The organism is Lysinibacillus sp. C5.1 (assembly GCF_016350185.1).
Classification (GTDB): Bacteria; Bacillota; Bacilli; order Bacillales_A; family Planococcaceae; genus Lysinibacillus; species Lysinibacillus sphaericus.
Window position 1 is genome coordinate 3,487,653 of the sequence record NZ_CP066226.1, and the last position, 22,967, is coordinate 3,510,619.

Sequence of the window (22,967 nt, forward strand, 5' to 3'; positions counted from 1 at the left end):
AACACAAAGGGGATGAGTATATGATTGTAGAAGAAATTATGAATGATGAGCCTTATACACTGGCTCCTACAAATACTGTGTTAGAAGCGCTGAAATTGATGCGTGAGAAGAAGGTGCGTCATTTACCTGTTATAGACAATGAACACCACGTTCTCGGTGTAATTACAGAGCGAGATATTAAAGAAGCACTGCCTTCGCCATTGAAGGATGAGCCGAATTCTCCTGTCTTTAGTGCCAAGGTAGAAGATATTATGATAAAAAATCCACTTGTCGGTCATCCTCTTGATTTTGTAGAGGAAGTTGCACTCACTTTTTATGAAACGAAGATCGGTTGTTTACCAATTGTCTCTGGGGGAAAACTTGTCGGTATCGTCACTACAACCGATTTGCTCTACACATATATTGAGTTAACCGGTGCAACTGAACCCGGCTCTAAAATTGAAATACGCGTGTGCGATACACCGGGCGTGTTATTTGAAATTACAAAGATTTTTAATCTGCATCATGCAAATGTCCAAAGCGTCTTAGTATATCCTGATTCTGAAAATACACAAAATAAAATTTTAAGCGTCCGAGTAAAAACACTAAACCCACTTGCTATCATTGAGAATCTTCGCAAAGAAGGTTTCGACGTGTTATGGCCTAATCTACCAGGTGTTTCATTATAATGAAAAAGGCTGTCTTTGTTTATTCGCCAGAACAACTCGGATATAAATTTTCAGATACACATCCTTTCAATCACAAACGCTTGACGCTAACGATGGATTTACTAAAAAATATAGGGGCGCTCGATGATGTCGATATCGTTCCTGCACGAATTGCAACAGAAGAAGAACTCTTGCTCGCACATGATCCAAAATACATTGAAATTGTAAAAAATGCAGGGCATGGTAAACTCAGCGAGGCACAATGTGCAAGCTATGGTATAGGCACGGAGGATACACCTATCTTTAAAAATATGCATGAAGCAAGTGCCCAACTTGTAGGTGGCACATTAACTGCTGTCGATTATGTGATGGAAGGAAAAGCCGAACATGCGCTAAATCTGGGCGGTGGGCTACATCATGGTTTCCGTGGGCGCGCTTCAGGTTTTTGTATTTATAATGATAGTACTGTAGCTATACGTTATTTACAGGACAAATACAAAGCGCGGGTGCTATATGTTGATACGGATGCCCATCATGGTGATGGCGTACAATGGAGTTTCTATGATGACCCCGATGTTTGTACATTATCGATTCATGAAACAGGTCGCTACTTATTCCCTGGAACAGGTAATATAACTGAACGAGGCAATGGGCAAGGCTATGGAACTTCATTTAACTTTCCAATCGATGCATTTACCGAGGATGATAGTTTCTTAGACATATATGAACAGGCAATGCGCGAAGTCTTTGAATTTTTCAAACCCGATGTTGTATTAACGCAAAACGGTGCAGATGCACATTATTTTGACCCATTAACACATTTATACGGTACAATGAATATTTATAAGGAAATTCCTAAGTTAGCGCACAAGCTAGCGCACGAATATTGTGATGGCAAATGGATTGCGGTTGGTGGTGGAGGCTACGATATTTGGCGGGTTGTACCACGCGCATGGTCGATGCTATGGTTAGAAATGACCGATCAAGAAAAACCATCAGGTCCCTTACCACAAGCATGGTTAGAGCGCTGGCAACCAGAGGCACCCGTGCCGTTTATTCCTACATGGGAGGACCCAAATCCTCTTTATGAGCCCATTCCACGAAAGGCAGAAATTGAAGAAAAAAACGCGCAAATGTTAGAAAAAGCGCTACATATTATTCGCACTGAAAAGCGCAGTTAAGCCGCGGTGCCAAGCCGCGGTGCCAGTCACCCAAACAATTCTCAAACAATTCACTTCAATAAAAAAACACGCAAATCTTACTATTAGATTTACGTGTTTTTTGTTATTTGCTTTTAACAGATTGTCGCTGTTCAATGCGGTGTGGTAAAATAACCGCTTCGTCCTCAACAGGCTCTTTATTCATAAGTTTAGTCAATAAACGCATCGCAACAGCTCCGATATCATATAGCGGTAGTGCTACACTTGTAAGCTGAGGGCGCACCATACGAGCTAACTTAGAATTTTCAAAACTGATAACTTCGATATCCTCTGGCACATTTTTCCCAGCATCCTGCGCACCATGAATCAATCCGATAGCGAGTTCATCGCTTCCTGCAAAATAAGCAGTTGGAGGATTTTCTAGAGCAGATAACGTTTCCCATGCCTCTAAGCCCATATCATAGCTAGATTCCTCTGCAGCAATTAGTGATTCATCTATACTTAAGCCTGCATCTTGCAATGCTTTTTTATAAGCTTCAAGCTTGAATTTTCCATTAATTGTATAAGTAAGTGGGCCTGTTACAAAGCCAATTCGTTTATGTCCATTTTGAATCAATAACGAAATCGCTTCATACGCTGCCTGGAAATAATCAATATTCACAGTGGCAATTGTTTGTGATTCATCTACAGAACCTGCAAGAACAATCGGAACTGGCGAATGATCCATCGATTGTTGCATTTTCTCTGTTACTTCATCACTCATCATAACAATACCGTCCACCTGTTTGCCTAGCATTGTATCTAGCAGCTGTAGCTCTTTATCTTCATGTTGGTCTGAGTTGGCAAGAATAATGTTGTAGCGATACATTGTCGCAATATCCTCCACACCACGTGCCAGCTCCGCATAAACGTTATTTGCAATATCTGGGATAATCACGCCAACTGTTGTTGTTTTCTTACTCGCTAACCCTCGCGCTACTGCGTTCGGACGATATTCTAATCGTTCAATTACTTCTAATACTTTTTTTCGTGTTGCTGGTTTTACATTTTGGTTACCATTAACTACACGAGAAACGGTTGCCATCGAAACATTTGCTTCTCGTGCAACATCATAAATTGTAACAGTCATCGTACGTGCCTCCCTTTTTCCTTTTATAGCCTTATCATACGATAATTTTCGCATCATTTTCAAGAAGAAGTACGTACATGAACAGAAATACCAAGTACAAATAGTACTGTTCTAGACATTAAATTGTCACGATATAATAAACACCGCCTGCTTAATGCGCAAGCGGTGTGAAATCATTATGCATGAATTTCATGATTCTTCATGAATTTTTGTAGCGTTTCGTAGAATGCATCGAATGTTGGAATATCCATTTGTTGTTGTGAATCAGAAAGTGCTACAGATGGATCTGGATGCACCTCTGCCATTACACCATCTGCTCCAATGGCAATTGCTGCTTTCGCACATGGTAATAATAAGTCACGTCGACCAGTTGAATGTGTTACATCGACGAATACTGGTAAATGTGTTTCTTGTTTTAAAATTGGTACTGCTGAAATATCTAATGTGTTACGTGTTGCTTTTTCGTACGTACGAATACCACGTTCACAAAGGATGATGTTCTCATTTCCTTTAGACATAATGTATTCTGCTGCATGAATGAACTCGTCAATCGTTGCTGCTAAACCACGTTTTAATAGTACCGGTTTATTTGTAGCACCCGCTGCTTTTAATAATTCGAAGTTTTGCATATTACGTGCACCAATTTGGATTACATCAATGTAATCAAGTGCTTCTTCTAAATGACCTGGTGTCACAATTTCTGTAATAACACCTAAACCATATTCTTCAGATACTCGCTTTAAAATTTTAAGCCCTTCTAATCCAAGACCTTGGAAGTCATATGGAGAAGTACGAGGTTTGTATGCTCCACCACGGATTAACTTTTCACCTTTAGCTTTAATAGATGCCGCAACGGCTGCTACTTGCTCATATGATTCAACAGCACATGGCCCAAATACAAAAGATGGTTTTCCTTGGCCGATTAGTTCACCATTAACATTAATGACAGTATCTTCTGATTTTTTCTTGCGTGATACAAGTAATTCTTTCTTTTTATCCGCTTCAAGTTGTTTTAAAGCTGTTTTAAAGATTTGTTTAAAAATATAATCTACCGTCATTTGGTTTAATGGACCGTGATTGTGCTCTTTAATAAGATCAAGCATATGTCGTTCGCGCAATGGATCATAGCGGTTAACACCTTGTTTTTCTTTAATTTTACCGATTTCATCTACTACAGCTGCACGTTCGTTAATTAGACGAAGAATTTCTAAGTTTAATCCATCAATCTGACTACGTAAGCTTTCTAAATCCTTTTGGCTCATACTTCTTGCTCCTCTCCCTATGACAGACACTTTCAGAACTCTGAAATGTATGTTACATTTTTAGATATTAGCATCATTATAATCAAAGTTGTTCAGAATGTCACGCATTTTTAATTTAGCGCTTCAACTCGCTAAATTATTTTGAGATATTTCGAGGAAGGAAGCGATTACATTGAGTTCAAAATTATTTGCGCTTGATATCGGTACACGTTCTGTTGTTGGCATTATTTTAGAAGAAGATAATGATCATTTTCATGTACAAGATATTTTAGTAAAAGAGCATAAAGAACGGGCCATGGTAGATGGTCAAATACATAATGTCATGTACGTGGCAGAGTTAATTAATGAGATAAAACAAGAGCTCGAAGAAAAGCACGGACCTTTATCAAAAGTAAGCGTTGCTGCTGCAGGTCGTTCATTAAAAACCGAGCAGGCAAGTGTGACCATTAATATTCGTAACCGTCCTATCTTTACTGAAGAAGATATTAGTCGCTTAGAATTACAGGCCGTTCAACAAGCCCAGCAACAGCTCCTACAACATAAAGAGGATACGAAAACAAGTCACTATTATTGCGTTGGTTATTCAGTCCTTTATTATCGTCTAGATGGTGAAGAAATTGGTAGCCTTCTTGATCAGCAAGGTGACGAGGCACAAATCGAAGTGATTGCCACTTTCCTTCCTCGTGTTGTAGTGGAATCACTAATTGCCGCATTAAAACGGGCAAATTTAGAGATGGATGCACTAACATTAGAGCCCATTGCTGCCATTAATGTGCTCATTCCACCTACGATGCGCCGTTTAAATGTTGCACTTGTCGATATTGGTGCTGGTACTTCAGATATCGCCATTACCGATAAAAGTACAGTTGTTGCCTATGGTATGGTGCCGACAGCAGGAGATGAAATAACCGAAGCACTTAGTGACCATTATTTGCTTGATTTTCCTGTTGCCGAGGAGGCAAAGCGCCAACTGCATTGTTCAGCGGAGATATTAATTCAAGATATTTTAGGATTCGATCAATATTATCCTAAAGAAGAAGTGCTTTCTGCAATTGAACCAGCTGTTAAACAACTCGCCAAGGCGATTGGAGAAGAAATATTACGTCTTAATAATCGAACTGCTCCTAAAGCCGTAATGCTCGTTGGTGGAGGTAGTTTAACACCTAACCTTACAACTGAAATCGGTCTAGTACTTGATTTACCAGCAAATCGTATTGCCGTTCGCGGTGTCGATGCCATTCAAAATTTAACAAAGGAAGCGCACATTAAAGCATCCCCTGAATTAGTAACACCTATCGGCATAGCTATTGCTGCAAAGAAAATGCCAATTCAATATATGAGTTTAACGGTAAATGAACAAATTGTACGCCTGTTTGAATTAAAAGAAATGACTGTTGGCGATGCCTTTTTAGCTGCCAATATTCGTGCTAAACAATTATATGGCAAGCCAGGTCATGGTTTATCCATTAGTGTGAACGGACAAGATATTTTTATACCTGGTGGCCACGGTCAACCAGCACAAATTTTAGTGAATGGACAACAATCCTCTACAAAAACAATTATTAAAACGGGGGATGCCATTCAGCTAATAGAAGGACAAGATGGTCTTCCAGCTACTGCTACAATAAGAGATATAGTGGATCAAGCAGTCATTAAAACGATTACAATTCAAGGAACAAAATATGTCATTGAACCTAAAATTACTGTTAACGGTTCATCCGTTTCAATGGATGCTCTCGTAAACGATCGTGATATTATCGCATATGAAATAGCGGAAACAGTAGAAGACGTTTTTACATCGACGAACAATACCAATTTACTGAAACAATTTGAATCATATGTTATTTACGTCGATGGCAAGCCATTATATTTACCAGCGTTTTCTGCGAATTTACTAATTAACGGAAAACCAGGAAAGCTGTCTTATGCTGTTCAACATAACGATATTATTACTTTTTCCCAACCATCGTTACCAACTGTACAAAGAATCGCTGATCATATGAATGTGTTGTTGGAGGACAAAATCATTGTCCATTTTCAACAGGAACTGTTAGAGTTGAAAAAAACGACGAATGAAGTGCTTGTTAATCAAGCTGTTGTTTCACCGCTCTCTACGGTTCCTAATGGAGCGACGGTTAGCATTCAAGAGAAAGATCGAAGTCCTTGGATTTATCAGGATGTGTTCCGTTTCTCGAATTGGCAGCTCCCTAAAACATTTAAAGGCAACTTTACGATTTTACGTAACGGACAGCCCGCAACCTTTGATACAGAAATTTTCGGTGGCGATCAATTAGAAATTGTACTCGAAGAAGCACCTTTATCATTGTAAAAAAGTAGGTGCAAAAAGAAAAAGTGTTAGATTGACTGTAGGGACTGACCCCGATATATAAGACACTAAACAAAAAAGCATTACCCAACCCGTTGTCGGTATTGAACCGGCGACTGGTTGTTTAGTTTCGTTTGAATTCGGTTATTGTTATAATAGTTTATATAGTCTTTGACAGTTTGTTCTACGATGGCCATCGTAGTACTGTTCAAATTGTCTAAGTAGAATGTTTCAGACTTTAACACAGAATGAAACGATTCGATTGGGGCATTATCAGCGGGCGTACCTTTACGGGACATGCTCATGGTAATGCCTTTTGCTTTTACGGCCTGTTGATAATCATACGATGTGTATACCGCCCCTTGGTCACTGTGCAACGTACACCCTTCGGGCAAATGATGAAGTTGAGCTAATGTATCCAGCACAAAATCAGTATCTTGGCAGTCTCCAATCGAATAGGCAATAATTTCACCATTATATAAATCTTGAATACTTGAAAGATACAACTGTTTTTGACCAAATGGCAAGTAAGTAATATCAGTTACGAGCTTCTGTAACGGTGCGGTGGCTTCAAAATCGCGATTTAATAAATTTGCTGCGATTGCATAAGGTTGTCCTGTTCGTTTCCGTTTTTTCACTTTCACGCGACATTGCCAACCATATTTTTGCATGATACGTTGAACCACTTTATGATTGACGCACATTTCTTGACGTAAAAGTGCTGTAATTTTTCTGTAGCCATAGCGAAATTTATTTGCTCGACAGAGTTCACCGATACGTCTCTCTATTGCTTGACGAGACCTTGCATCGGTTGATGCCTGTTTCCAAAGATAGTAGGTAGATCGTGCAATCCCAAAGTGTTTACAAATGTCCTTTACAGACATCATGCTTCTTAGTGACGCAACTAACTGTACAGCTACTTCTCCAACCACTTCCTCTCCAACTCTGCGTACTTTTTTAGCACCTCAATTTGTTGCTTTAAATAACGGTTTTCCAATGCTAATTTCGTTTGTTCATTGTCCGGTTCAGGACCCTTATTAAAGATATATTGTTTGCCTACAGGTTGTTTCAAACGATTGACTTCACCATTTCTATACCAACGCACCCATGTTTCGACCTGTGTTTTATGGCGTATATTTAATTCCAATAGAATCTGTTTGACAGGTACACCTGCTAATCGCATCTTAATCGCTTTCATTTTTACTTCATAGGGATAACTCACTCTTGTTCCCATAGAAAAAACACCTCCAAATTGAAATTTAAGTATCTATACCCGAAATTTGGGACTGACCCCGTTATATAAGACAGTAATCAAAAAAGCATTACCCAACCAGTTGTCGGTATTGAACCGGTGACTGGTTGTTTAGTTTCGTTTGAATTCGGTTATTGTTATAATAGTTTATATAGTCTTTGACAGTTTGTTCTACGATGGCCGTCGTAGTACTGTTCAAATTGTCTAAGTAGAATGTTTCAGACTTTAACACAGAATGAAACGATTCGATTGGGGCATTATCAGCGGGCGTACCTTTACGGGACATGCTCATGGTAATGCCTTTTGCTTTTACGGCCTGTTGATAGTGAGAAGATGTATACACCGCGCCTTGGTCACTATGCAACGTACAACCTTCAGGTACATCATGGAGTTGGGCTAACGTATGCAACACAAAATCTGTATCTTGGCAGTCTCCAATCGAATAGGCAATAATTTCGCCATTATATAAATCTTGAATACTTGAAAGATACAACTGTTTCTGACCAAATGGCAAGTAAGTAATATCGGTTACGAGCTTCTGTAAGGGTGCACTTGCTTCAAAATCACGATTTAATAAATTGGCTGCGATAGCGTGAGGTTGACCTGTTTGTTTCCGTTTTTTCACTTTCACACGACATTGCCAACCATATTTTTGCATGATACGTTGAACGACTTTATGATTGACGCGTAATTCTTGGCGTAAAAGTGCCGTGATTTTTCGGTAGCCATAGCGAAACTTATGCGCACGACACAGTTCACCGATACGTCTCTCTATTGCCTGACGAGACCTTGCATCGGTTGATGCCTGTTTCCAACGATAGTAGGTAGATCGTGCAATCCCTAAGTGTCTACAAATGTCCTTTACACACATCAAGTCTCTCAATGACGCAACTAACTGTACTGCTACTTCTCCAACCACTTCCTCTCCAACTCCGCGTACTTTTTTAGCACCTCTATTTGTTGCTTTAAATAACGGTTTTCCAATGCTAATTTCGTTTGTTCGTTATCAGATTCAGGACCTTTATTAAAGCTATATTGTTTGCCTACTGGTTGTTTCAAACGATTCACTTCACCATTTCTATACCAACGCACCCATGTTTCGACCTGCGTTTTATGGCGTATATTTAAATCCAATAAAATCTGTTTGACAGGTACACCCGCTAATCGCATCTCAATCGCTTTCATTTTTACATCATATGGATAACTCACTCTTGTTCCCATAGAAAAAACACCTCCTAATTGAAGTTTGGGTATCTATACCCGATTTCAATCGAAGATGCTTTTTTTATTTGTCTATATCTATTGGGGTCAGTTCCTTTCAATCGAAGATGCTTTTTTTATTTGTCTATACCTATTGGGGTCAGTTCCGTAATCAATCTAACACTTTTTGCTATGTTGTTGATGTCAGGCTACGGCGAGGGCTTCCTGCGCGGTTTGTGCCATCTTATATGCGTGCTTTACGGTACATTCCACATGCTCACAGGAGTCACCACCACCGTTTTCATCAACTAGTACTAGTGTAGTGTTCTATAGGAAATCCTAAATTCCCCTTTAGTTTACGCTCGAACCTCTTGTGCTTTCTCTTGCTTTTCAACAGTTTGTTCAGTTGCTTCTACTACGTCCTCTTGTTTTACTTCACCACCATCGATAAATTCATCAAGTGGCTCTTCCCCTTCAAAAGAAACCGTTCCATCATCAAAAACAGTTGGTGCTTTTGCAGACTTAAGCGTTTTAACTTTCTCTACCAATTGTGAAGATTGCTCTTGAATTTGTTTTGATAGTTGCACTGTTTTATCCTTCGCTGTTGACGAGAAGTCTGCACTTTTATCTTTTAAATTAACGGCTTGCACTGCCACATCACTACGTAAATCTTTCCCTGATTTTGGAGCTAATAATAACCCTGCTGCTGCCCCCACTATACCTCCAACTAAAGCGCCAATGACGAAATCTTTCATGTTTACACGCTCCTCTTCATAGATCGATTCCTGCGAATTATAAAGCTGTGGTAATGTACTTTCAAGTTGTTGTTCTTTCACTTCGTTAAAGTTTGGCTTTTGTGTAGTCATGGACAATTCCTCCCATTTTATAATCTAATGCGCCTAGACGTCTGTATTACTACTTGCGAGCAACACATGAAAATCGCCTAAGGCTTTATTTATATTCAGCAGGTGTCAATAAAGCACCTGCTCAATAATAATTATTTTTTGCGACCCCATTTTCTTTTCGGCTTGTCCGATTGAACTTGTTCAAAATTATATACGTCCTCAGGCATTATTTCTGGTGCCTGCTCAATAATTTTACGCTTCTTCCATTTATCTGCAATGCCCATTGCAACATTACTCCACTGTACAACTTGCGCAATTTTTTCTTCGTTCTGTTCAACGCTTTTAGAAATAGATGATGTAATTTGCTGTACGGATGCATTTAAACCATTTACAGACTCACCCATACCTTTCACTGCATGAACAACAGAATTTAACTGCTCCGATTTTTGTTGAATATCTTCGGCTAAGCTATTTGTTTTAATTAACAAAGAAGTCGTTTCACGTGTAATGCCTTCCATTTGTTTCTCAATGCCTGATAATGTGCCTGATAAACTGCTAAGAATGGATTTGAGCGAAAATAACGTCATACCGACGCTGACACACAAAAATAAAAAACCGATTGCTGCAATAATTGCTGCGATATACAAAATGACTTCCATAAAATAGACCTCCTGCTAGTAAGAATTCTCTCTATACTATTACTTACCTTATCTTCGACAAATAAAACTTAAATCCTTCTCAAATTTTAGAAAAACAGCTTATTCCTTACGGATTAAGCTGTTTCGTTGTTTTTTAGTACATCTTCAAAGGCATCTTGGAACTTATGAACATCGCCTGCGCCCATAAATAAAAACACTGCGCCTTTATGCTTTGTTAAAACATCAATACCTTCTGTAGTAATTACAGCACTTCCTTCAATAAGAGAGGCTAAATCTTGAATTGACAGTGCACCTTGCGTTTCCCTTGCTGAACCAAAAATATCGCAAAGGTATGCTGCATCTGCCAAACTAAGGCTATCAGCAAAGTCCTGTAAAAATGCTTGCGTACGTGTGAATGTGTGTGGCTGGAATATAGCTACCAATTCACGTTCAGGATATTTTTGTCTAGCCGATTGAATCGTTGCACGTATTTCTGTTGGATGATGTGCGTAATCATCAATTAACACATGATTCCCGATTTTCGATTCCGTAAAACGTCTTTTTACACCTTTATATGTGTTTAAACGTTCTTGAATAATTTCTGATGAAATACCCTCGTATTGGCAAAGTGTAATAACAGCTAATGTATTCAACACTGCATGGTCGCCAAATAGCGGAATAAAGAAAGTGCTATAAAATTCATTGCGAACAAATACATCAAATGTTGTGCCTTCTGTTGTTTTTTCAACATTACGTGCTTCGAAGTCATTTTCAGCTCCGAACCCATAATAAACAACAGGCACTTTCGCTTGAATACGTTGCAAATGCTCATCATCACCACATGCAATAATTGCTTTTTTCACTTGTAAGGCAAGTGATTGAAAGGCTGCATATACATCTTCAATGTTCGCGAAGTAATCCGGATGGTCAAAGTCAATATTCGTCATTACTGCATAATCAGGATTATAGGCTAAAAAGTGTCGACGATACTCACATGCTTCCATCACAAAGAAGTTTGCATTTTCATGTCCTGCACCAGTACCATCACCAATTAAATACGATGTTGGTTTATATCCGCCAACAACATGCGCCATTAAGCCTGTTGTAGAGGTTTTGCCATGCGCACCTGTAATGGCAATGGATGTGTAATTGCCAATATACTCACCAAGAAATTTGTGATAACGAATAATTTCTACACCGATTTCACGTGCTCGCACTAATTCAGGATGGTCATCAGGAAAAGCATTCCCTGCGATTATTGTCATACCTTCTTTAATATTATCCGCATTAAAAGTAAAAATTGGAATATTTCGTTCACGTAACGGTTGTTCCGTAAAGAAATACTTATCAATATCTGAGCCCTGTACTTGTTCACCAGCATCAAATAAGATTTGTGCAAGCGAACTCATGCCAGAACCTTTAATGCCTGTGAAATGAAAAACTGTCATTAATTAAACCCCCCGGGAAATACAATATCCCATCTATCATCTATTAGGTGTATCGTATTTTGTACTAGGTATTAATACCTTTACACGTACAGAAAAATACGTACTATGTTAAAACATCTTGTCTATTATAGCACTATTTATGCACAAGGATAAATGTGCAACTTTTCTAAAAAAACTAATTTTGACGAAAGTCAGATAATCTTGACGAAAACACCGCAATTCTTATTCAAACATAGCAATTAAATCTTGCTCAGTAATATAACTTTCACGCGGTTTACTACCTCGTGCTTCTGACACAAAACCATGTGATTCCAGCATATCAATTAAACGTGCAGCACGATTATAACCGATATGATACTTGCGTTGAATAAGAGAAGTCGAAGCTCCACCTGCTTCATAAACAAAGCGACAGACATCCTCAAACAAATCATCTTGCTCTGCAGTAACTTCTGATTTCTTTAAAAGTTCCTCTTGATCGAATATATAATCTGGTTCACCTTGCTCACGAACATGATCGATAATCGCTTCTATTTCATCATCTGTTACAAACGTCCCTTGCAAACGTACAGGTGCCGACATGCCATTACCTAGATACAACATATCGCCTCGCCCTAGTAAGCGCTCTGCCCCTTGCCCATCTAATATTGTACGTGAATCGATTTGTGAAGATACCGCAAAGGCAATACGGGTAGGGATATTAGATTTAATTAGACCTGTAATAACATCGACAGAAGGTCTTTGCGTGGCAACAATTAAATGAATACCACAAGCACGTGCCTTCTGCGCAATCCGACAAATTGCTTCCTCAACATCTGCTGGCGACATCATCATTAAGTCTGCTAACTCATCAATAACAATTAAAATATAGGGTAATTTTAAACTATGCTCATTGTTTTTATCTGCTAAAGCGTTATAACGTGTAATATCACGCGCACCTGCATGTGCAAATAGCTGATAACGACGCTCCATCTCCTCTACAGCCCATTTTAACGCTGCTGTTGCAGCCTTTACATCCGTAATAACCGGACTGACTAAATGGGGAATATGATTGAATGGCGCAAGCTCTACCATTTTTGGGTCAATCAGCATAAGTTTTAATTCATGCGGTGCAGCTTTATATAATAAACTAACCAAAATGGAATTGATACAAACAGACTTTCCTGAACCAGTCGCCCCAGCAATTAAGCCATGTGGCATTTTTCGTAAATCAATTGTCACTGGCTTCCCTGTTAAATCGAGACCAAGTGCCGCTTCAAGTGGTGAATCAGAATCGAGGAATGACGCACTATTTGTCACTTCTGATAAACGAACAGCACGAGATACACGGTTAGGAATTTCTATTCCGATCGAACTCTTTCCAGGAATCGGCGCCTGTATTCGAATGTCTTTTGCAGCTAAAGCCAGTTTTAAGTCATCTGCTAAATTACGAATTTTACTTACCTTTGTACCATGACTAACTGTAATTTCAAATTGAGTAACGGCAGGACCTTGCATAATCGATTCTATTTGTGCTGACACTTGGAAATAAGATAGTGCTTCAACTAGTGTATCCCCTTGTTGCTCCATCCACTCTGTATCCTGTGTTTTCTCCTCAGGTGGCTCCAAAAATTCATCCGTTGGCTTTTGGTACACATGAATAGGCTTTTGAGGTGTTATTTCTTTTTCAGGCTCTATATTTAAAATTTCCAGTGAATCATTAAGTTTCTCTTCAATGATGTTTTGATTATCATTTGATTGTGCGATAGTTTTTTCATGTAATAAATCCGTTTCGACAAAAAGCGTTGCAGAAACTTCTTCACTTGCATCCACTGTAATTGCTGGTTGTTCTGCTTGACGTAAAGCATTTGCAACAAACGGTGGTGTATTTTCTTCAAGTGTATCCGCTTCACTTGCTAACTGTTCTGCTTGATGAATTTCATTTGGAACAATCGGTGATACTGGATTTGCTTCATGTGCATCCGCTTCACTTGCTGACTGTTCTGCTTGGCTTACTTCATTTGTGACTATCGGTGATACTGGATTTTCTTCAACAGTATCCACTTCAATCGCTAGCTGCTCTGCTTGGCGCATTTCATTTGTGACAATCGGTGATACTGGTTTTACTTCATTTGCATCCGCTTCAATTGACTGTTTTTCAGTTGGCATCCGCGTCATTGTTGCAACAGGAGACATCGTGATAACAGGATTACTATTAGATTCTGTCATTTTGGAAAAAGGTTCTTGGGATGATGTCTCTATTGAAGATGTATTTACATTTTCTAACAATGCTCCATCGTCGATTTTGTCATCATCGGAAGTAACCGCTATCTCGCTTTGTATTTTTTCTGTAGTCGCTGGCACTTTCGATTTTAATTGTTGTGAAATGCGCCATTTTTCTTTATCTGTTTTTAACATTAAGACATTAAATGGAATGCGACTCTTTTCTTGCTTTAAAGATGACTCCTCGACTACCTGCTGTTCATTTTCTTCACTCGTCGGCTGAACAACCGTCACTTCTCCAATATGGATTGTGGAATTCTCTATTTGTAATTGTTCCACAACGACTTCTTTTACATGAATTTCGGATTGATCTGCTGATAGCTGTTCAACAGCTAGTTCTTGTTGCACAGCATCTTTAATTTGAGCTTCAAAATTTACAGCAAAAGATGTTGTTTGTGGTATAGGTAGCTCTATATCTGCTTTATCTGTCAGTTCGCTCTGCTCTGGAATTTCAAGCTCTTCAAATGTAATCGGCTGCTTTGGTGTTGCTTCCGTAGATGCTTCAAAAGCTACTTTGCTTGACTCTGTCACTTCAACTTCTTCAAAAGTAATTGGTTGCTTCGAAGTAGCTTTGCTATTCGCATCAACGATTGCTTGCCTTTGCTCTATCACTTCAACATCCTCAAATTCACTTGAATGCTTCGCTGGCACTTCCTTTAAGCTTGATATCTCAAGCTGTTCATGTAAATCATTTGGCGTAATGGTAGGCTCTTTTTCTTCTAGTATATTTTCAATAGGCTTATTTGTTGTCGCTTCTTTTGCAATCATAGCAATGGAGGGCTTTTCCGCTTCATGTTCCTCCTTGCGTTTATTTAATAATTGCTCGATTGGACTTGGTTTTGCAAAACCATAAACTGGCGAAGGAACATCTGTTGGTACAAAACGTTTACGATTTTGCGCCATAATTTCGGCAGTATTTTCCTGTTTCGCTTGTGGTTCTTTTATAACAGGTGTAGCTTCAACTTGTGCATCACGAAAAACCATACTCGCTTTTGTCGGATATTCTTGCTTAGGTTGAACACGTGAAATTGTCGTTCGGCCAGTTCGTTTCGAACGATTTTCTAAAAGCTCACGAATTCCAGAAACTTCTATGTCATATACACGGGAATCTACAACTTGATGATTTAAATGTTTTGGTAAAGATAAATCTTCAATTTGGCCATATACATCGTCCATTTGATTAAACATTTCTTTTGGTTGTGAAGCAGGTTGCGGCAACTCTGGTTCATCGTCAATTAAAGGGAAACGAAAAGCTTTTTGTGAAGGTGCTTGCGTCTCCTTTATCGGCTGTTGCTGCTGCGGTTGCTCCTCATACTCTTCGTAATATTCTTCATATTCATAGTCATCTCTATTTAAAATTTTATCTAATTTTCTTTTAAACCAATTCACGTTGTTTCACTCATTTCTCTTACACTTCTTTTATAGCATTGTCTAAGACTATTAAAATCGGGTACTAAAACTATGTTCAATGTCCACATCAAAAAGCATACCATAAAAATGATATAGAAACTCGTATTTATAGGCTCAATCTAGACAAAAAATCGTTATACCACCAGCTATTGGTAGCATAACGATTTTTGCTTCAAACTTATTCGTTTAACGGCTTGGTGTTTCAAATGCACTACCTACTACAGCATCTTCAGGTAAAATTAAAATACCTTTTTCAGATGGTGCATTAGGAATGGCTAATTCACGCGCTGAGCATAACATACCAAAAGAGTCAACACCACGTAAATTGCCTTCTTTAATCAGCATACCTGATGGCATAACAGCTCCAATTTTAGCAACGACTACTTTTTGACCAGCATCAACGTTCGGTGCACCACATACAATTTGTAGCATTTCTTCTCCTACATTGACAGTACAAATACTTAATTTATCAGCATTTGGATGCTTTTCTTTTGTTTCTACATAGCCCACAACAAATTTAGGTGAAAAATCTACATCCAGGCTAATTGTAGCTCCATTGTTCGTAATAGCAGCTTCAAGCTGTGCAACAAATTCTGGTGTAATCTCTACATTCCCCTGCGCCTCAACTTGCACATACTTACTTGCATTAAATAAGTTAAATGCTTTTATTTCCCCTGTTTGTGCTTCTTTTAAAATGGCAATATCACCAGCACGTTCTACCTCTGTTTTCACAATTGCCTCTGTTGCTAATTGTACTAATAGGACATCTCCCACATGTTCTTTGTTGTAAAATACATTCATTGTTTTTCTTGCTCCTTCTTTACTCTGTTTTTTGCTAGTATAAAGATTGGTTCTAGCTCTCCATCTTCATAAATAAATGATAATGACGTAATCGGTACTGTTCCTACCGTAAAGAAATGCATCGTCATCTGTGCTAATACATCATACCCTGTTTCATTGCGAATATCACCTAGTATTAATACATCTTGATGAGGTACAGATACAGTCATATCCCCTTCAATTTTTGAGCGCATATCTTTTAAAAAGCTTTCATTTAAAATACGACTGGCATCATAGCCATCATTGGCATTAATAAAATAAAAGACATTACCAGCTACTTCGTCTTTCTTATAATTGGTTGGTAGTTGCTTAACAGAAAAACGCGCCATTTCTCGGATTTGCTCTACAGTTAATTTTAACGTTTCTAACATGGATTCATCAATAAAGCGATACGTTTTTCCTAAATCGAGTGCATAGAAAATACGTGTTTCGGCAGTATGCTCCGTTGTGATAAAAGCATGTCCTTCTTTCGAAGCTTTCGGATAAGATGTAGCACGAATAACCGGGTAGATTTGCCCAGATTGTTTAAAGCCTTGCTCCTGCTCCTGTTCCATTGCTAAAAAAGTTTGCTCAATCGTATAGACAACTTCTGCAATCGCCGCTTCTTGCTTTTCATTATATTTTGCTAAAATACCTGGTAAAGAAAGCTCCATCCCTTTGTCTAGTTTTTTATGATTTAAGCGTAATTTATCTTGCTTTTTATCAAATTGAAAATCAAACTTTTGCTCATTTAACTGTTTTTTTAATAGGGACACAAGTTGCTCTGATTTTATTTGTTTCAATTCGCTCACGTCCTTTCTTCATAATGAAGCGGCTCACATAGATTTGTGAACCGCTCTTCAAACGATGCAATTATTTAATCTTAACCGAATGAACGATTTTCGTCATCTCATGAAGATTATTTTCAATATTATTTGCTGGTGAAATAGTCGTCATTTTTACACCACCACTGCTGACAATTAACTCAAATTCATCTTTATTATCTGTTTTAGACACCGCAGAGAAGCCGAAAATACCATCCTTGTCATATGTAGTTTCATTAATGACTTTCTTTGAACGATCTTCTTTTAGCAGATTATAATAAAGCTTACTATCGTCTTGTTCACGATCATTGATAAAAAGAATATAGGAATTCGTTCCTTTTGATATTAAAATATTATAGGCATCTGAACTATCCTCAATTTTGAACTTTGACGGTAAAAAAAGTTGAATTTGACCAATTTTGTCGGTATACGCTTCTGGCTCTTCTGCAAATACCTTTTCTGTCATTTGAAGTCCACTAGCAATTTGTTCATCAACCGATTGATTACAACCCGAAAGCCCCAAAAGTAATAGCAGTAAACCTAATGCTTGAAGCCTTGCATAAGACATTTCAATCTCCCTTTCATTGCTAACTTTTTTCTATTTTAAAAAAATTCTAGATAAGTTGCAACTTCACTGCTTCGTTCTCACTAGTTCTAAGACACTATCTTTGTGCTAATGTGAACAAATATTGTCCAACAAGCAGCGCGACAATATGCTCAAACATTGTCTGTCTACTCACTATCCCTTGCGTAAAAATACCTACAGCCCCTGCGCCTTGACGAATATCTAGACGTTGCGTATATTGTTCCATTACAGGACCAAGCTCCCTGCCACCCCTTATTTCCTGGGCAATTTCTTCTGGCAAAATAATTTGTGCACCTGCTGCCGTAAACGTTGTCCCATCAGCTAATGTTAGTGCTCCCCAATTGCAGACATACATCACACCATCTATTTCAGTGACGCCACCTTCAAGTCCAAAGGATAGTGCTGCATCGGTCGCAAGGGCTGTATTTTTCGCCCGATTGATGGCCCCTAATCTTGTTTCTTCCGTAGTTAAAGGTTGCTCTGATACTTGTGAGGCGGCTTTAAAATATGTAAAATTTACTTTTTCAAAATATTGATTAACAATCGCTTGCACTGCTTGGATTTTCGCTTTATTCGTTGTCCCAATCGCTATTTCCATTGATATCCCTCTTTCTTTACATAGAAAAAAGATGCCCTAAAGGCATCTTTTCTGTTACTTATACATTAGCGCGAATCGTTTCTAATGTCGAACGATCTGCTTTTTTCACTAATTCTACGATTAATGCTTTAGCTGCTGCATAGTCATCAATATGAATGATCGATGCTGACGTATGGATATAACGCGAGCACACACCAATCACAGCACTTGGTACACCGTCATTTGATGTATGTACACGACCAGCATCGGTGCCGCCTTGAGATACAAAATACTGATATGGAATATGATTAGATTCTGCCGTATCTAAAATAAACTCACGCATACCACGGTGTGTGACCATTGTACGGTCAAGTATTCGTAATAATGTCCCTTTACCAAGTTGACCAAATTGATTTTTATCTCCAGACATATCGTTCGCAGGTGATGCATCTAACGCGAAAAATAAATCAGGTTGAATCATATTTGCTGACACTTGAGCGCCACGCAATCCAACTTCTTCCATAACATTGGCGCCTGAATATAAATGAGAAGCTAATTTTTCATCTTTCACTTCTTTCATTAATTCAATCGCCAGTCCACAGCCGTAGCGATTATCCCACGCTTTTGCCATTATTTTTTTCGGATTGGCCATCGGCGTAAATGGACATACTGGGATGATTGACTGTCCTGGGCGAACGCCAAGAGCAATCGCATCTTCTTTATTGTCCGCGCCGACATCAATCAGCATATTTTTGATTTCCATTGGTTTTGCACGTTCTGCATCTGTAAGTAAATGCGGTGGAATGGATGAAATTACACCTGGAATTGCACCGTTTTTAGTATATACTTCTACACGTTGTGCAAGCATCACTTGGTTCCACCAGCCTCCAAGTGTTTGAAAACGAATTAACCCATTATCAGTAATAGATGTAACCATAAATGCTACTTCGTCCATATGACCTGCTACAAGTATTTTAGGGGCATCTGCTACTTCACTATGCTTGACACCAAAAATACCACCTAAATGATCTTGGATAACCTCATCTGAGTACTTCTGTAGCTCTGAACGCATAAATGCACGTACTGCATGTTCATTGCCTGGTGCACCCGGTAATTCCGTTAAAGTTTTAAATAATTGTAATGTTTCCTCATTCATGATGACTCTCTCCCCACGAAGTAGAATTTTCTTCCTTGCTTATTGTATCATAATTATTTCAGAAGTCGAAATATTGATATATTTCATAAAAGTCCTTTGCAATGAACGTGCATTCACTCTTTGTGCTATGCTAAAATAGAGCTATAGGAAAAGGAGGAAAAAACCCATGAAATTACGTGATTTTTTAATTGGTGTTGCAACAGGCCTCGCCGCGGCAGTCATTATTAAAGAAGCCAGTGAAAAAGTTTCTCCGTATGTGCCAGCAGGACAAGTACTTGAAAACATAAAAAAGGAATTTAAAAAAGATGCGCCAATAGACGGTTCTTGGATCTTTATGAAAACAGATAATTTCACAAATGGTTTTATGACAATTCCCGTTTATCGTGGTGGGATTTCTCGCATGCACGAGGGTGAAATGCAAACATTCGAGTTCGCTGCCGACGCACGCTCTGGCGTTGTCGTAGAACTAATCGAAGTCTAAACATAATCTTTTACAATAGCATGTGGACATTGTGATACGTCCATATGCTATTTTCTTTATAACTACATATATGTAGTGAAGGATGAACGATGCTGCTCAAGTTGTTTTTCGTTGTTTCGCGGGTATTCCTCGCTTTCGCGGGTAAATCTTCTTGCTCCGCGGGTATTCCTCGCTTTCGCGGGTAAATCACCTTACTCCGCGGGTATTTCTTCTCTTTTCGCGGGTAAATCACCTTACTCCGCGGGTATTCCTCACCCTTCCGCGGGTAAATCACCTCACTCCGCGGGTATTCTTCACCTTTTCGCGGGTAAATCACCTTACTCCGAGAGAAATCAAATAAAAGGAGGTATATGTGTTATACCTCCTTTTACGTAATCTTATTCTTCTAGACCTTTATTATTAAAATACTTTTTATATTTTCGGTAATAGTTTAGATTATTTAGCGTAAGCTTTACCCATCGCTTTGGATTCATATCTTGATTGAAGTAAAGTGAATTGGTGCACTTTCCTTCACGAATCAATTTTTGCGCTTCTAGTTTAAGCTTTTCGTTTGATGCGTATTTAAATAGCACACCTTTCGGAATAATCATCCATAAATGTTTATCCTCAACATATGTTAACTGTTGCTCAATATTTAACATATGGTCATCCGCTACATATTTCATTAAGTTATGACCACTTGCGGTTACATAATAGCTTGAGCGACCGTTACGTAAATTAATTTCAAATAACTTATATTGTTTATCGCGAATATCATACTTCATATCGAAGTTAGCAAAGCCCGTATAGCCGATATCTTCTAAAAAGTGGCGCACTTGATCCATCAGCGCTTTATCATATGTCGTTACGATTGCTGCATAACTACCAATTCCTTCAGGTGAATGCTCTTCCAAAATTGGGTTACCTAGGCACATTAGCTTCACTTTCCCGTCTTTTCCTACATATGCATTTAACACGCGCATATACGAATCATCACCAGGGATGAATTCTTGAATAATCATTGTATCTTGGTAAGTAGAGCTATAAATCGCTTTTAAGATAGCCGTTTTTTCCGCTTCATCATGTGCAACGAAGACCTTTTTCTTTCCTGGGAATTTACAAGCCCAATATTCCACTGAATTGGACGCTTTTAAAATAATTGGATAGTCAAATGGTGGTGTAAAGTCTTGATAGTTTTTAGCTGTAACTGTTGTTGTACCTGGATACTTAAAGTCGTACTTCTCACACATTTTATAAAAATTTTCTTTCAATAATATTTCATCCATTAATGACTCATCAATATAAGGTACTGTAAAGTGCTCCTGTAGAGCCGGTTTGTTTTTAATAATTAGTTTTGCATAATCATCGCCACAAGCAAGTAGCAGTAATTTTTTATCAGCGTATTGTTTTGCAACTTGTGCAAGGGCTGGTGCAAATACGTCTTGTTCATTTAAACGATCGATTTCTTGGAACTCCAATATATGGCTATCCTGTGTTGCTGTTAAATGTGAACGTCCTAATACAAGTGGCTTAATGCCATATGCTTCATAAAATGCTCGGGCCATGCCGTATGCATTCATATCTGATCCTAATAATACTGGTAAAAATGGTTGCTCCGTTGCCATCGTTATTTCAACTCTCTTTTGTGTTTTAGTATAGCTTTTAGTGTATCACATTTTCCAAAATGTTCACGAAAAAAAAGCCCCCATACGGAGACTTTTCCATTATTCATAATGTACTTTGTAATCATTGGATGTAATCCATTTCAATTTCATCGAGAAGATTCGCAGTAAGATGACATTTAATATAATTGGTAAGGCGATAAATAATGTAACAGCTACAGTGATTGTATAAGGTGTCCATCCGACTAAACTTAAATATTTCAACGGTCCCACAAAACCACCTAAACCGAAACCTGCACTGTATGGGGTACCTACGATTTCAAACAGACCTGCTAATGCCCCTAATATTCCCGCAGTAATAATCATCGGAAATGCTATTTTAGGTTTCATGAAAAAATTACGCATTTGAATTTTTGCTGACGCAACATGGGCAATGGCTGTCCCAATATTATTTGCTTTATAACTGGCAATACACATTCCGACGCCAGAAGCACAAACACCGAGATTTGCAGCACCTGCACCGATGCCTGATAACATAATAACTGTCGCAACACCGATTGTAGAGATTGGTGAAATGATTAAGATAGAGAAGATCATGGCAATTAGCGAACCCATTACAACAGGTTGTAATGTCGTTAAATGCTCAATTATCAGACCAACATAGCCTGAGCCTGTACGCACATACGGTAAAATGGCATTTCCGATTAAACCAGGTACGAACATAGCAAGTGCAGGCATTAAAAGAAGTGTAAAATCTTTCAGCTTATTTCCTAAAAATTGCACAAACAGTACAGCCAAAGCTGTCGTAATCCCGATATTAATTACCACACCAATACCGGCGATGGTAATACCTGCATCCGGATCAATTGTATAGACACCGCTACCGACAAATGCAGCTAGTCCAACGCTACATGTTTGAACAGGCGTTAATTTAAAGCAAATACCTGTCATTACACCTATTACAACTGGCAATAGACTCATAGCTAAAACCGATGTATTTAAAATAATTTCTAACTGAGGTACGTAGGGAATAATTAATTTTAATATTTCTCCAACTAATGCGTTTGGAATTAAACAAACGACAATCCCCATACTCATACCGGTTAGTACATTATTAATAAAATTTTTCATTGTAGTTCATTTCCCTTCTGACAATATAACGCTCGTTGATGTTATCTCAGTATATTAATATTAGACTAATCGGTCAATATAAAATATTCAGAATATTGTATACCAATATCGGTAAACAGCATATTCCATCCATAGTCAGAAAGTAGTCGTTTACAACTAGCTGAAAACTGCACAAAAAATATCGGTGCCAGGCACATAAACAATTACAGCAAGATA

At 38.4% G+C, this 22,967-nt stretch carries 19 protein-coding genes; 4 read left to right on the top strand and 15 right to left on the bottom strand.

Features of this window, described 5'->3' with window-relative positions:
• The first annotated feature begins 20 nt into the window (after positions 1–20).
• Both I5435_RS17025 and I5435_RS17030 read left to right on the top strand, forming a co-directional pair.
• The gene (locus I5435_RS17025) at positions 21–668 is read left to right on the top strand and encodes an acetoin utilization AcuB family protein (RefSeq protein ID WP_024363762.1); all 648 of its coding nucleotides are present in this window, start codon (positions 21–23) and stop codon (positions 666–668) included.
• On the top strand, positions 668–1,828 hold the full coding sequence (locus tag I5435_RS17030) for an acetoin utilization protein AcuC (protein WP_024363761.1): 1,161 nt from the start codon (positions 668–670) through the stop codon (positions 1,826–1,828). The genes I5435_RS17025 and I5435_RS17030 overlap by 1 nt, the downstream gene beginning before the upstream one ends.
• 103 nt (positions 1,829–1,931) lie before the next feature.
• On the opposite strand, the gene ccpA is transcribed toward I5435_RS17030, so the two are convergent.
• Together ccpA and I5435_RS17040 are read right to left on the bottom strand one after the other, a co-directional pair.
• Complete coding sequence (ccpA, locus tag I5435_RS17035; protein WP_024363760.1) at positions 1,932–2,936, bottom strand: catabolite control protein A; 1,005 nt, start codon at positions 2,934–2,936, stop codon at positions 1,932–1,934.
• 176 nt (positions 2,937–3,112) lie between these two features.
• Positions 3,113–4,198 (bottom strand): bifunctional 3-deoxy-7-phosphoheptulonate synthase/chorismate mutase, encoded by a 1,086-nt coding sequence (locus I5435_RS17040; RefSeq protein ID WP_024363759.1) that lies wholly within the window; start codon positions 4,196–4,198, stop codon positions 3,113–3,115.
• Positions 4,199–4,370: 172 nt separating this feature from the next.
• Here I5435_RS17040 and I5435_RS17045 point away from each other — a divergent pair, with 172 nt between their 5' ends.
• Entirely contained in the window at positions 4,371–6,527 is a 2,157-nt protein-coding gene (locus I5435_RS17045) for a cell division FtsA domain-containing protein (RefSeq protein WP_337982656.1), read from the top strand.
• Between the two features lie 80 nt (positions 6,528–6,607).
• On the opposite strand, the gene I5435_RS17050 is transcribed toward I5435_RS17045, so the two are convergent.
• From I5435_RS17050 to I5435_RS17100, 11 genes are all read right to left on the bottom strand, one after another.
• Positions 6,608–7,758 (bottom strand): IS3 family transposase gene (locus tag I5435_RS17050; RefSeq protein WP_337982657.1). Its coding sequence is split into 2 segments (ribosomal slippage): positions 6,608–7,485 and positions 7,485–7,758, totalling 1,152 coding nucleotides; the frame shifts between segments, so codons are not numbered across the junction.
• Positions 7,759–7,846: 88 nt separating this feature from the next.
• Positions 7,847–8,997, bottom strand: a protein-coding gene (locus I5435_RS17055; RefSeq protein WP_337982658.1) for an IS3 family transposase whose coding sequence is annotated in 2 segments (ribosomal slippage) — positions 7,847–8,724 and positions 8,724–8,997 — 1,152 coding nt in all. Because the reading frame shifts where the segments join, the coding sequence is not laid out codon by codon here.
• Positions 8,998–9,332: 335 nt separating this feature from the next.
• A complete protein-coding gene (locus I5435_RS17060) occupies positions 9,333–9,842 on the bottom strand; it encodes a YtxH domain-containing protein (protein WP_024363757.1) in 510 nt (169 codons plus the stop codon).
• A gap of 131 nt (positions 9,843–9,973) precedes the next feature.
• Positions 9,974–10,480, bottom strand: a complete 507-nt coding sequence (locus tag I5435_RS17065) for a DUF948 domain-containing protein (protein ID WP_025220330.1) — start codon at positions 10,478–10,480, stop codon at positions 9,974–9,976.
• Between the two features lie 113 nt (positions 10,481–10,593).
• Positions 10,594–11,907 (bottom strand): UDP-N-acetylmuramate--L-alanine ligase, encoded by a 1,314-nt coding sequence (murC, locus tag I5435_RS17070; RefSeq protein WP_337982659.1) that lies wholly within the window; start codon positions 11,905–11,907, stop codon positions 10,594–10,596.
• 222 nt (positions 11,908–12,129) lie between these two features.
• Positions 12,130–15,555, bottom strand: coding sequence for a DNA translocase FtsK (locus I5435_RS17075; RefSeq protein WP_337982660.1), 3,426 nt, complete (start codon positions 15,553–15,555; stop codon positions 12,130–12,132).
• Between the two features lie 207 nt (positions 15,556–15,762).
• The gene (ytpR, locus tag I5435_RS17080) at positions 15,763–16,377 is read right to left on the bottom strand and encodes a YtpR family tRNA-binding protein (RefSeq protein ID WP_337982661.1); all 615 of its coding nucleotides are present in this window, start codon (positions 16,375–16,377) and stop codon (positions 15,763–15,765) included.
• Positions 16,374–17,198 carry a DUF1444 domain-containing protein gene (locus I5435_RS17085; RefSeq protein ID WP_081769926.1) on the bottom strand — a complete coding sequence of 275 codons (825 nt, stop codon included), beginning with the start codon at positions 17,196–17,198 and terminating at the stop codon, positions 16,374–16,376. Before I5435_RS17085 ends, ytpR begins: the two co-directional genes overlap by 4 nt.
• A 70-nt stretch (positions 17,199–17,268) precedes the next feature.
• Complete coding sequence (locus I5435_RS17090; RefSeq protein ID WP_025220334.1) at positions 17,269–17,787, bottom strand: hypothetical protein; 519 nt, start codon at positions 17,785–17,787, stop codon at positions 17,269–17,271.
• A 94-nt stretch (positions 17,788–17,881) separates the two neighbouring features.
• Entirely contained in the window at positions 17,882–18,403 is a 522-nt protein-coding gene (locus tag I5435_RS17095; protein WP_024363750.1) for a DUF84 family protein, read from the bottom strand.
• A gap of 58 nt (positions 18,404–18,461) precedes the next feature.
• Positions 18,462–19,538: a M42 family metallopeptidase gene (locus I5435_RS17100; protein ID WP_024363749.1), complete on the bottom strand. Its 1,077-nt coding sequence runs from the start codon at positions 19,536–19,538 to the stop codon at positions 18,462–18,464.
• 166 nt (positions 19,539–19,704) lie between these two features.
• On the opposite strand from I5435_RS17100, the gene I5435_RS17105 reads away from it, so the two are divergent.
• Positions 19,705–20,019: a peptidase M4 gene (locus tag I5435_RS17105; protein ID WP_024363748.1), complete on the top strand. Its 315-nt coding sequence runs from the start codon at positions 19,705–19,707 to the stop codon at positions 20,017–20,019.
• A 377-nt stretch (positions 20,020–20,396) separates the two neighbouring features.
• Here I5435_RS17105 and I5435_RS17110 read toward each other — a convergent pair whose 3' ends face one another.
• Positions 20,397–21,623 (bottom strand): carboxylate--amine ligase, encoded by a 1,227-nt coding sequence (locus tag I5435_RS17110; RefSeq protein ID WP_108029979.1) that lies wholly within the window; start codon positions 21,621–21,623, stop codon positions 20,397–20,399.
• 99 nt (positions 21,624–21,722) lie between these two features.
• A complete protein-coding gene (locus I5435_RS17115) occupies positions 21,723–22,751 on the bottom strand; it encodes a PTS sugar transporter subunit IIC (protein WP_024363746.1) in 1,029 nt (342 codons plus the stop codon).
• Positions 22,752–22,967 lie beyond the last annotated feature (216 nt).